At 27.8% G+C, this 12,610-nt stretch carries 7 protein-coding genes and 1 pseudogene; 6 read left to right on the top strand and 2 right to left on the bottom strand.

Annotation, left to right across the window (positions count from 1 at the left end; translation table 11 throughout):
• Positions 1 to 134: 134 nt before the first annotated feature.
• Positions 135 to 2,999: a leucine-rich repeat domain-containing protein gene (locus ES045_RS03190; RefSeq protein WP_147112312.1), complete on the top strand. Its 2,865-nt coding sequence runs from the start codon at positions 135 to 137 to the stop codon at positions 2,997 to 2,999.
• Positions 2,989 to 4,101, top strand: a complete 1,113-nt coding sequence (locus tag ES045_RS03185) for a MauE/DoxX family redox-associated membrane protein (RefSeq protein ID WP_147112309.1) — start codon at positions 2,989 to 2,991, stop codon at positions 4,099 to 4,101. The genes ES045_RS03190 and ES045_RS03185 overlap by 11 nt, the downstream gene beginning before the upstream one ends.
• A gap of 77 nt (positions 4,102 to 4,178) precedes the next feature.
• Here the strand turns inward: ES045_RS03185 and ES045_RS03180 are convergent, their stop codons facing one another.
• Positions 4,179 to 5,261 (bottom strand): HmuY family protein, encoded by a 1,083-nt coding sequence (locus ES045_RS03180; RefSeq protein WP_147112305.1) that lies wholly within the window; start codon positions 5,259 to 5,261, stop codon positions 4,179 to 4,181.
• A gap of 26 nt (positions 5,262 to 5,287) precedes the next feature.
• Positions 5,288 to 7,414, bottom strand: a complete 2,127-nt coding sequence (locus tag ES045_RS03175; RefSeq protein WP_147112302.1) for a TonB-dependent receptor plug domain-containing protein — start codon at positions 7,412 to 7,414, stop codon at positions 5,288 to 5,290.
• 99 nt (positions 7,415 to 7,513) lie between these two features.
• On the opposite strand from ES045_RS03175, the pseudogene ES045_RS03170 reads away from it, so the two are divergent.
• The 4 genes and pseudogenes from ES045_RS03170 (at position 7,514) to ES045_RS03155 (ending at position 12,606) form a co-directional block, all read left to right on the top strand.
• Positions 7,514 to 8,415 (top strand): annotated as a pseudogene (locus ES045_RS03170) (DUF6607 family protein).
• 5 nt (positions 8,416 to 8,420) lie between these two features.
• Positions 8,421 to 9,896, top strand: a complete 1,476-nt coding sequence (locus ES045_RS03165) for an ankyrin repeat domain-containing protein (protein ID WP_147112299.1) — start codon at positions 8,421 to 8,423, stop codon at positions 9,894 to 9,896.
• A 9-nt stretch (positions 9,897 to 9,905) separates the two neighbouring features.
• Entirely contained in the window at positions 9,906 to 10,400 is a 495-nt protein-coding gene (locus tag ES045_RS03160) for a DUF2271 domain-containing protein (RefSeq protein ID WP_147112296.1), read from the top strand.
• A gap of 7 nt (positions 10,401 to 10,407) precedes the next feature.
• Positions 10,408 to 12,606, top strand: a complete 2,199-nt coding sequence (locus ES045_RS03155; RefSeq protein WP_189663018.1) for a PepSY domain-containing protein — start codon at positions 10,408 to 10,410, stop codon at positions 12,604 to 12,606.
• The last annotated feature ends 4 nt before the right edge of the window (positions 12,607 to 12,610 follow it).

Below are 12,610 nucleotides of genomic sequence, written 5' to 3'. Positions count from 1 at the left end.
ACTATTTCCAGCTTTTCACTGTATCTTTTTTCTGGAAAAGAAAAAAGGAAGCCTTTACAATCTGGGCTAGATGTGCTTTTTGGTAATTGAAAAGTTTATATATATTTGAAATATCATTTTCCAAAATAATAATTATGTCAAAATATACTTTTTATTTTATTTTAACTTTCACTACAATAATACATTCACAAAATTACGTAGTCTACTCTGATCAATTTGATAAATCATACAGCGGTAAACATGAAGTTGATATTTCTCATTTAAAAAAATTTGGCTTTCAAGATGTTTTTGCTTACAATTCTAAAGATTATAATGAATATAAAGATTCAATAGATGTTATTTCTAAAATAAAATACGTTACAATTACAGTTTCCGAAAATTTAGCTTTAGATTCCATAGTAACGAATTTGAAAAGATTTAACAATATTGAGTATATTAAATTTAAAAGTCCAACTTCATTTTTCAATAGTAAAAAAATTGATAGTATAATTTTTCCGAAAAATATTTATCAACTAAAAAATATAAAAACAGTTTCTTTTTATGGCGATTTTAATTGGAATCAAAGTAATTGCTTATCATCAATAGCTAAATTACCAAAATTAGAAAATATAATTTTTACTTTTAATCAGCAACCAGATATAATATTTAAAAACCCCAACTTTTTAAAACTAAATTTTATTAAAGGTTTAAGTTATTCAAGTTCAAAAGATGTTTCATTTCCAGATAAAATTAAAAGTTTTAAAAATTTAACATCATTAGCTTTAAATATTGATGATGGGAAAAATACTTTAGAAGAAATAAATAAGTTTTCCTCAATTAAAAATTTGAAATACCTTCATTTAGGTTGGTTAAATTTAAATGATTCTTTGTTGGCAAATTTTAGTTATTTAAAAGAGTTATCATTAAGTTCAGTAAAAATTGAAAATTCAAACCTGTTTTTTTCAACTTTATCTAAAATTAAAGGGTTTGAAAAATTAAAATTGTTAAATACAAACCTAAGTCTAACAAATGAAATTGGTGGTTTGAAATCACTAAAAGAATTTTATAGTGCCAATAATATATTTGAACAAAAGTTACCTGAAACTTTCTATGATTTAAAGAATTTAGAGAAAATTGAAATTCAAGGAAGTAGATTAGAAATTATTGATGAAAAAATTAATCAACTCAAAAATTTAACATCTTTAAAATTATATTTTAATAATATAACAGTTTTACCTAAAAAAATTGGTAACTTATCTAAATTAAAGCAACTATATTTAAATCATAATAAAATTAAAGAACTACCAGAAGATATAGGAACACTCAACATATCTTATTTAAGTTTAAATAATAATTTAATTGAAACTCTACCTAAATCTTTTACGGAAAACAGTAATTTAGATAGTTTAATGTTGCACGAAAATTATATTAAAAACCTTCCAAAAAAAATAGGAGATTTAAAAAAACTAAAACATTTAAATTTAGAACTTAATAATCTTAATGAACTCCCTAAATCTTTTAAAAGTTTAATAAATTTAGAATACTTAAATATTTCTAGAAATAGAATTACTCATTTACCAAATAAATTCGGAAAACTTAAATCGCTCAAAATATTAGATTCGGAATTTAATTTGTTAACAAAACTACCTACTTCATTTGGCGAATTAGAGAAATTAGAAAGAGTGGTTTTGACAAATAATAATTTAAAAGAACTTTCTGATAACTTTGGCAAATTAAAAAAACTAAAAAAAATATACTTATACAACAGAAGTAACTATAGTTATGTAAATAATAGAAAATTTAAAAAAGACACAACATTAAACATAAAAGTATTAGAAAATAATATTACAAAATTACCAATTTCATTTTCTAAACTGCCAGTATTAGAATTTATAGAATTATCATTAAATAAAAACATTGATGAAAAACAACTATTTGAAGTATTAAAAAAATCAATTTTTGAAAATTATACTATTAATTTAGAAGAATGTAATATCGAAAATTTACCAAAAAACGGTTGGAAAGATATAAAAGCAAAAGATATTGATTTGAGAGAAAATTTTATTAGTGAAATACCTCAAGATATGATAAATGCTAAATATTTAACAACATTAAATCTAAATAAAAATAAAGGTTTTAACACATACAGAGGAAATAAAGCTGCAATTGATTTACTGTTTGTTGAAAAAGGTTTTATTAATGAGAATAGTATAGAAAAAAGTGACGATCTTGTTATTGCTTACGCTAAAACGGCCAATAAAAAATATAGTAATAAAGATTTCTCAAAAAATGTTAAATATACAGAAAAAGCATTTGCAATTGATAGTATATTAACATACAAACACTTGTATGAAGATAATTATATAAAATCACTATACCATACAAAAAATTACACTAAAGCTATAGCTTTTGCAAACGCTCAAATAAAAAAAGATACCTCACAAAATATTAGATTTCTAAATTCAATTCTTCCAAATTTTGAATATAAATCAAGAAGTTTATTAGCAATTGGCGATACTATACAGGCAATTCAAAATTTTGAAATATCCTCAAGAAAATTTAGCAGTAACAATTGGACAGAAGCAGGAATGCTTTCAAAAAAAATGAAGAAAGATTCTATTGCAGAAGTTTATTTTAATAATTCCTTTGATTATTACAAATCACAATTAAAATACAACCCTAAAGATTGGGGTAATTATCTTAGTTTAGTAGAAGCTTACATCATTGGTAATAAAATAAACTTGGCATCAGAATATATTAATAGATTGGACAAAATAGAGGTTGAAAATAGAAATTACAAATCTCTAATTCCATATTTTCAAGAGATTATAAATATTGCAAAAATTGATAACCATAAATTTTCAATTTCTAAATTTGAGAATCTTTTAAAATTAAATAAATTCTTTTTAAAGAATTGGAGTTTTAAATTAATTGAAGATTGGCTAATTTTAAATAATTTATCAGAAGATAAAAATAAAAAAATAACCGAACTCAATAATTTATATATTCATGGTATTTAACCTAAACGACAAACAAAAAGTAAATTGGGTACGTATTATTGCAATTCTTGCCGTTTTGGTATTGATGGTCTACGCTCCTAAATTATGGCTTTCTACAAAACTTTTTCCTGTAATTCCTTTGTTTGACTGGTTGCCAATTCCAACAAATCCCTTTGATTTTATTTTAGCCGGTTTTTTCTTTTTTATACAAATTATATATATATTTCAGAATAAAAGATGGCAAGGTTGGTTTGTTCTTTTACTCTACCTTTATTTGGCTTTAATAGATCAGAACAGGCTTCAACCCTACTTTTATCAAAGTTTTTTAACCATTTTGGCTATTGAAATATTCCCAAGAAAAACAGATTATAAAAAAATTTTATACGCCGTAATTCTTATCTTTTTTGCAACGTATTTCTGGAGTGGAATTCAAAAATTAAACGAAGCATTTTACACACAATGGCTAAGTGCTTTAGAAAAACATTTTAGTTTTTTACCTCATATTTTTCTTGAAGTTTTTACTTATGCTGTTCCTTGGCTAGAAGCTTCGATGGGTGTTTTATTATTGTTTAATAAGACAAGAAAATTCGGAGTGGTATGTATTCTTGCAATGCATGGTATTATTACACTTTTACTATTTTATTTAGGTTATGGTTATAATGTGGTGCCTTGGAATATTCAGAATATGGTATCTGTGGTTGTTATTTTTTGGAGCTTAAAAACGACAAATGCATTTGATTTCTTTCTGAAATTTATCAACAAACAAAAAATAGTCATTTTAACATTTACCATTTTATTGCCTCTAGCAAACAACACCACTGGTTTTTATGACAACTTGCTCTCTTTTCACTTTTTTACAGCAGATTTAAACTATTACAATATTGTTTTAAGTGAAGAGTTAGAAGATCTTTTACCTGAACATATTCAGCATTTTTACAGATACCAAGACGGTAAAGCCTATTTAAACATGAATGAATGGGCACAATATGATAATAAAGTTTTGTTTTATCCAGAAGATAGAATTATAAAATATACAGATGCTTATTTGCGTTCTTTTGCAGAAAATCCTAACAAAGAAAACTTAACAGAATTGGTTGTTTATAACCAAGGTTATAAGAAGTAAAAAAGCCATTTAAACTTTCGCTCAAATGACTCTTCCAACTTATAATTCTAACTTAAAGAATCACTTAAAATTTTTAATTATAGTAATAAGCTGTACACAAATTTAGGATACCCTCGTTCTCCTGCTTCATTTGTAAAAGCTAAAAACTGTAGTTTATATAAATTACCATCTGTATCATTTACAACGTAAAATACATTTTCTTTTAAGGATGGTAAACTTCCTGGACCACCTCCATTTCTCCAACTACTTCCAATGCTACGTTGGTCTGTTGTAAATTTGGTAGCATCTATGTCTGTTAAAGAAAAGCTATCATAAGTAAAAGAAGTCTCTTCTGTATCTATCATATAAACTGTTGCCGCTGCTTTTGTATTATTTGTAATAAAATCGGAATAACCATAAGAACCATACCCTTTAATTTCATTGGTAAAAACAGTGAAGTTTAAATCCCAATTTTCTTTCTTTGGTGCTACAAGAGCTTCACTTTCTGTGTTAATGTTAAAAAAGGTAAAATTATGCGTTGTACTTTTAGAAATTGTTACTTCTTTATGAGATGTAGCATCTAAATCTGCATATTGTAAAACGTAAGAATTTCCACTTTTTAAGATTCTAATTTTTTTCCAACCTCTAGCGTCACCAGAAACAGCAACACTTCCCGTTGCCGGTGTATCTGTACCAATTTCATATCCTAAGTTTAATAAATACACATTATTGTTTACATCCGTATTAGAAATTTCTGCAATTGCTGTCTTTTTAATATCACCATTTGGTGCATCTACGTAAACAATATTTTCTGCATCATAAGTACCAACGGCTACTTTTGTTTGCAACTCTTGTACTTCTGCAGAAGCGGAATTTACCGCATCTATATCTGTTACAGACAACTTTGCTGCTGCCATATAAACGGCTCCATTTAAGGTTACTCTAAAATCTGAACCAGCGTAAAAACCTAAATCCCAAGAATCTCTTCGCACTGCTGTAGAAGTATTTGAGCTTAAATCGATATACACTTGGTTTGGTTCATTTGGTCCACCAACTTCTGGTGAAACTGCTGCGCCATCAATTACTACAATTATGGGTGCTATTGGTGTATCTTCTGAATTACAACTTGTAAAAGAAAATACAGTTGCACATAAAATAAAAGTTAAAAATTTGTTTGTCATGATTTTAATATTTGATAATTAGTTATTTAAAAATTAAGGTTATATAATAGTTTTAAGTAATAAGAGCGCCCATAACCCAATAAAAGAGCGCTATTATTAGACGTATGAGTTCCAGATGTACTTGCATTACTTACATTTACATTCGTCACATCAAATAAGTTTCTTCCGCCCAAAGTGGCTTGAATTTTATCTTTAAAGAATGATTTTTTTAGGGAAGCATCTAGCCAATTATAAGCACTTGTAGTAGATTTAGAAAAAATAGAATTTCCGTTTTCATTTGTTGATAATGCAATATAATTTTGCTGATTTCCATTATGTTTAAGCAAAATAGTAACTGCAGTATTCCATTTTTTGATGTTATAATTTAGACTTGTATTTAATTGAAATGAATACAAAAAGTCGTTTTCTGCGTTTACCTCATTGTTTGCTATCCTAGAAATACCTTGCAATGTGGCACCTAAATTAAAGGTCCAATTGTCTTTTCTTATACTGTTTTCAGAGGAGATTCCCCATAATTTATAGGCATCGATATTAATGTATTGATATTGTAACGGAGTAGGATTTACAATGGCTAAATCTATTTTATCGGAGACGTCTAAATAACTGATTTTTAAAGTATTTAATAATGAAAAATCGTTGATGTAACTGTATTTTTTTAGGTTGATGAATGCTGTAATTCCGTTTTCTGAATTTAAATTTGCATTTCCTCTCACATCGTGATTAGAATCTACGAAGTAATAATACAGTTCTTCGAAATTGGGCGTTCTGTAGGATGTGCCTACATTACCACGCAATTCAAAACCGTTTTTCATTAAGTAACGCGCACTAACAGATGCTAATATTTTAGATTTGAATAAAGAATTGTATTCATATCGTATGCCTGGTCTTACTAAAAAAGCTTCTGAAAACTTAAATTCAGAAGAACCATAAAATGCGTAATTATTCTGAGATTGTGTTTTATCTTGTTGTGTAACATCACCAGAAGCTTGCGAATCAAAACCACTTATAAACCTTGTTTCATAGCCTAATTGAAAGTTAAAAAGACTACTTTTTACAAGATTATTAATACTTCCTTTAGAAAAGAAAACTTTAGAAGACTGTTGTAATTCATCGGTTTCATTACTTTTTTCTTTACTTAAAATGTAATAATTAAATTCATTTAAATATCGTTTTTGCACTTGATAAGAAAGTGCTACATTATATTTTACACCCGAATTTAAACTTCCTACAAGGTTTACATTATTTACAAACCGATGCGTTCTAAAATTCTTATCTGTTGCAGACGGATTACTCGTTTGTGCATCTGTATCTATATTAGCTCTCACCGTAGCATCATAGTAATTGATAAGTTCATTAAAGTATTCTAACTTATAAAATAGTTGAAATTTTTCTTTTTTATAATGTACAAAAGCATTGGTATTTAATTGTTCTTTTGGCAACCAATCATACCCTCTTAAACCATCATTTTTATAATAGCTTCCACCTTGTTTTCCATTGTAAAAACCTGCAAATTGATTGTGGTTTACGCCAACTCTAGCAAACCAATTTTCAGTAATATTATGGGCTACACTTAACGCTTGTATGTGTCTACCTTCATCAAACCAAGCATATTCATGACGCACTGTTTCTTCTTGTAAAGATGCTTTGATATTCCACTTATTATCTATCGATTTTTTGGTGATAATATTTATAACGCCAGATACAGCATTTGCGCCATACGCTACTCCCATTGCGCCTTCTACAATTTCTATACGCTCTACATCATCTAAATTAATTTGCGTTAAATCGATGTTATTTCCAAGTCCGTTATCACTTACTAAAGGAATGTTATCAACCAAAATATTAAAATATTGAGCATCTAATCCGAAGAAAGAAATAGTAGACTTCCCTGTTTGAGAACTGGGTACAATTGTTAGGTTTAAATTGAAGTTTAATAAATCTGCTAAATTATTGGCTGCTTGCCTTTCTATCTGAGCTCTTCTTATAATAGTGACATTGTGTACTGACTTTTTTATGGACTGCGGATTGTATTGTCCGGTAATAACAACTTCATCTAAAATGGTCACTTCTGTAGAATCCTTTGTTTTCTCTTGACAGAAAAAGGATAAAGTGAATAACATACATACAATCGTAATTTCTTTATTTAGAAACATTCTTAATAATTTTCGACAAATATATGTTCTTATTTTAATTCAATCTAAATAAAATTTATATTTTTGTCGGAAATTAATACAAACCATAAAAAACAAATAATGAATAAATTATTATTTAGTAGCTTAATTCTTCTACTAACAATTTCTGTAAATGCACAAAGTAAAAAAACTAAAGACCAAAATGCCATCAAAGAAATGTGTGGTTGTTTTGAGGTAACTTTTAATTTTGCTGAAACTTTTAATTACAGCAAAGACTCCACTTATAAGGCTTCTAAAACGAAGGTTGACAAAGGTTTGGAATGGGCTGGTTTGGTAGAAGATAAAAATAATAAATTTCTATTCAGCATATATTACAAGTTGGTATTCCTACAAATCCAATGATTATAAAGCATTGGAGACAAGATTGGATGTATCAAAACACTGATTTTTATACTTTTAATGGAAATAATAATTGGACATTCAACAGAAAGAATAAGAAAGATGTTAAGAAACAATGGACTCAAAAAGTATATCAAGTAGATGACAGTCCGCGTTACGAAGGTTCTGGAACTTGGGTGCACGTAGATGGAAAAAGCTATTGGGAAAACAAAACGACTGCTCCTTTACCAAGAAGAGAATATACAAAAAGAAGCGATTACAATATTACTTTAAGAGGAAACAGACATGAAATTACTAATGATGGTTGGGTTCATGACCAAGATAATAGCAAAGTGCAACGTAAACCAGGTGAAGAAGATTTAATAATAGCAAAAGAGAAAGGATACAATACCTATGTTAAAGTTGCCGATAGTAAATGTAAAGCAGCTTCAGATTGGTGGAAGGAAAAAAATAGTAAATGGCAATTGGTTAGAAATAAATGGGAAGACATTTTTAGTAGAAATACAGATTTAACATTAGAAACGAAGGTAGACAACAAACCTTTATACAAACACTTATTTACGGATACTGTTATTGAAAAGAAAGAATTGAACGATATTATTGAATCATTTGTAAAAAAATAAGAAAAATGAATACATTAAAACAACTACTAGTCGTTATTACTATAATTTCTAGTATTTCTATTTCAGCTCAAAAAAAGAATATTTTTTTGGATGCTAAATTTTGGAAAACGAACCCCAGTATAGAAACTATAGATCAAAAAATTAATGAAGGAAATGATATTGCAGCTTTAAGTAGCAATGCATTTGATGCTGTAGTTTATGCTATTTTGAACAAGACAGCTAATAAAACCATAAAATATCTTATATCTAAAGAAGGAAATGGCGTTAACAAAAAAACGCATGATGGGCGAACTTACATTTTCTGGGCCGCATATAAAGACAACATAGAAATAATGAAACATGTTTTTTCTAAAGGTGCGAAAACAACTATAATTGATACACATGGAAACACGTTTATGAACTTTGCTGCTTCGGCAGGTCAATTAAATTTAGAACTCTATAAATATAGCTTTGAAATTGGCGCAGATATCACCCAAGAGAAAAATCATGATGGCGCAAATGCTTTATTGTTGGTTGCTTCTCATTTAACAGATTTTAAACTTGTAGACTATTTTACTACAAAAGGAGCTTCTTTAAATGACAAAGATACTAACGGAAACGGACTTTTCGAATATGCTGCAAAAGGAGGAAACACAAAATTTTTGAAGATACTTTTAGAAAAAGGAATTGACAAAGGTAATCATGCAATGATTTTTGCGAGTCAAGGTTCTAGAAATAAAAAAAACACTTTAGAGACCTATCAATTTTTAGAAAAAAGTGGCGTAAATCCGAATGGGATTGATCATAAAAATAGAAACTCCCTTCATTTTATCGCGAAAAACAGTTCAAAACTATCTGAATTTAAATATTTTATTGAAAAAGGTGTAGCTGTTAATTTACAAGATGAAGATGGAAATTCTCCATTTATGAATGCTGCAAATAACAATTCTTTAGAAGTTGTTCAGTTTTTATCAAAAGATGTAAAAAACATTAATTTAAAAAATAATGATGGCCGTTCTGCTTTAGCTATGGCTGTAAACAGAAATTCAATTGATGTTGTTCAGTTTTTATTAGAAAAAGATGCTGCTATTCATACAGTAGATAAAGATGATAATACGCTTTCTTATTATTTAATAAACAGTTTTAGAGCGAGTAAACCCGCAATTTTTGAATCAAAACTAAAAGTTTTAGAAAAAAATGGATTGGTTATAAATCAACTTCAGAATTCTGAAAATACGTTATTACACATTGCTACTGAAAGAAATAATTTACCATTATTAAAAAGGTTAGCTGTTTTTAAAATTAATGTAAATGCTCTAAATAAAGAAAATTTATCTGCATTACAAATCGCTGTGATGAAAGCTAAAGATGACAAGATTATAAAATACTTATTAAGTATTAACGCAGATAAAAATGTAAAAACAGCATTTGATGAATCTATTTTTGATTTAGCATCTGAAAATGAATTGTTAAAAAAACACAACATCAACTTTCTAAAATAAAATTCAAACATGAAAACTAAAAAAATAGTACTTCTTATTCCTGTATTTCTATTGGCAATAACTGCCTTGTTCAGCTTTAAAAAAATGAATGAAAGTTCTCCATACAAATGCATGATTCAAATGAAAAACTACACTGGTGAAGGTGCTTATGTAGTGGTTTCATTATTAAACCCAAAAGGTGAATATGCAGAGACTTTATATGTGCAAGGTGATGATGATGAGTGGTATTTTGATATTAGAGAATGGTGGAATTTTCAAGGTAAAAAAAGAGCAGATATCGATGCTATTACAGGCGCAACAATTAGTGGTGGTCAGCGTACCATTAGTATTCTTAGAATTGATAATGATAAGGTAGATAAAGGATATAAAATTCGGTTTGAAACAGCTGTAGAAGATCAAAAATATCATAAAGATGATGTAGAGTTTGAATTGACCGCAGCAAATTTAAAGTCTAAAATTGAAGGAAAAGGATTTATCCGATACATAAGAATGTTACCACAATAAAAAAAAAATGACAATTTCTATTTGGAGGTATAGCCACTTAACGTTGGCTATATCTTCTGCTTTATTTATTATAATCGCCTCTATTACTGGTATTATTTTAGCTTTTGAACCGATTTCAAACAAATTAAACTCCTTTGATACTGTAAATCTTACTGAAGTTTCTATGGATGAAACAATTAATATTTTACAACAGAAATATGGCGAAGTATTAACAATAGATATTGACGAAAATGATTTTGTTTCAGTAAATATTATTTCAGAAAAAGGTAAAAGCGAAACTTTTTATATCAATCCTAAAACCGGAAACAAGATTGGAGAGATGATAGAAAAGAAGCCCATTTTCGAATTTGCTACAAACTTGCATCGCTCTTTGTTCTTAAAATCTACGGGTAGGTTTCTTATTGGTTTTGTGTCTTTATTACTCTTTTTAATAGCTATTACAGGAATTCTTTTAATAGCTAAAAGACAAGGTGGTTTTTCTAAGTTTTTCTCTAAAATTATCAAAGAAGATTTCAATCAATATTATCACATAATTATTGGAAGGTATGCGTTAATTCCCATACTAATTGTTACCATAACAGGCGTTTACTTGTCGTTAGAAAAATTCTCTTTATTACCTAAAGACTCTGCTAGACATCAAAATATTGAACAGAAAAAAAATGTTGAAAAAATTAATGTTGCAGATTTTGTCATTTTTAAATCAACAAAATTAGCGGAAGTCAAAAAAATAGAATTCCCATTTTCTACGGATGAAGAAGATTATTTCTTTGTAAAACTTACTGATAAAGAAGTAGCAATTCATCAATTTACAGGGCAAATTGTGAGTCAGAAAAAACAGTCTTTAGTTGCTTTAGGTTCTTATTACAGTTTAATCTTGCATACTGGACAAGGTTCTATTTTATGGTCTATCATCTTATTACTCGCTTGTTTTGCCATATTATTCTTTATTTTCTCTGGTTTTTCTATGACTTTAAAGAGAAGAAAGAAAACTACGTCCGCAAAAAATAAATTTACCAAAGACGAAGCCGAATTTATTATTCTTGTGGGATCTGAAACAGGAAGTACTTTTAACTTTGCTACTACATTTTACAATGCTTTATTAACAGCAAATAAAACGGTTTTCATCTCAGAATTAAATGAATATGCAACGTATAAAAAGGCTCAAAACATTGTCATTTTTACCGCTACTTATGGTGAAGGTGAAGCGCCAGTAAATGCTTCAAAATTTATTCAAAAAATTGAAAAAACCAATCAAAAAAAGATTCTGAATTTCTCTGTGCTTGGTTTTGGTTCCAAAGAGTATCCAGACTTCTGTAAGTTTGCAATTTTAGTACATGCTACTTTGCAACTTCACATAAACTTTATACCATGTTCGCCAATTTTTAAAATAAATAATCAGTCTTTTTCTGAATTTAATAAATGGATAAAAGAATGGAGTAAATTCCATAAAATTAACCTTCAAATAAAGAAAGAACATTTACAAGTTTCTAAAAAGAAAGAACATTATTATAAAGTTCTAAACAAAACCATAATTAATACTGATGAAACCTTTTTAATTCAACTAAAACCAAGCAAAAAAATAAAATTTAACTCTGGAGATTTGCTTTCTATCACACCAGAAAATGAAACTAAAAATCGTTTATATTCTATAGGGAAAATAGATAATACTATTTTATTGAGTATTAAAAAACACGAACTTGGCCTTTGCTCTAATTATTTTAACAACTTACATAAGGACGAAAAATTTATTGCTCACATTCAAAAAAATAAAAAATTTCATCTACCAAAAAAAGCAAAAGAAGTTGTTTTAATTGCAAACGGAACAGGAATTGCTCCTTTTTTAGGCATGATTAATGAAAAAAAATCAAACCCAAAGATTCATTTATTTTGGGGAGGAAGAACAAAAAATTCACTAGAAATTTATAAAAATAATATTGAAAAAGCAGTTAAAAATAAATCGTTAACCTCATTTTATACTGCTTTTTCTCAAGAACAAAAAGAAAAGACATATGTTCAAGATATCATACAAAAGCATCCCAAAATAATTGCGGATACTTTAGAGAAGGGAAATTGTATTATGATTTGTGGTTCTATAAGTATGCAAAAAGGAGTGCTAAAAGCCTTGGAAGAAATAACAATTTCTTATTTAAAAACTCCGTTAGAAAAGTTTCAAGAAAATAATCAAATTAAGTCTGATTGTTACTAAAAAT

Origin of the sequence: Polaribacter sp. IC073, from assembly GCF_007997075.1 — a bacterium.
Lineage (GTDB): Bacteria > Bacteroidota > Bacteroidia > Flavobacteriales > Flavobacteriaceae > Polaribacter.
The sequence above is the reverse complement of the archived record's forward strand: the minus strand, read 5'-3'. Positions and strand labels throughout refer to the sequence as shown.

What these genes read in the sequence shown, in the direction of transcription:
- ES045_RS03190 (WP_147112312.1), top strand. Translation starts at nt 135, where the DNA reads ATGTCAAAATATACTTTTTATTTTATTTTAACTTTCACTACAATAATA.
- ES045_RS03185 (WP_147112309.1), top strand. Translation starts at nt 2,989, where the DNA reads ATGGTATTTAACCTAAACGACAAACAAAAAGTAAATTGGGTACGTATT.
- ES045_RS03180 (WP_147112305.1), bottom strand. Translation starts at nt 5,261, where the DNA reads ATGACAAACAAATTTTTAACTTTTATTTTATGTGCAACTGTATTTTCT.
- ES045_RS03175 (WP_147112302.1), bottom strand. Translation starts at nt 7,414, where the DNA reads ATGTTTCTAAATAAAGAAATTACGATTGTATGTATGTTATTCACTTTA.
- ES045_RS03165 (WP_147112299.1), top strand. Translation starts at nt 8,421, where the DNA reads ATGAATACATTAAAACAACTACTAGTCGTTATTACTATAATTTCTAGT.
- ES045_RS03160 (WP_147112296.1), top strand. Translation starts at nt 9,906, where the DNA reads ATGAAAACTAAAAAAATAGTACTTCTTATTCCTGTATTTCTATTGGCA.
- ES045_RS03155 (WP_189663018.1), top strand. Translation starts at nt 10,408, where the DNA reads ATGACAATTTCTATTTGGAGGTATAGCCACTTAACGTTGGCTATATCT.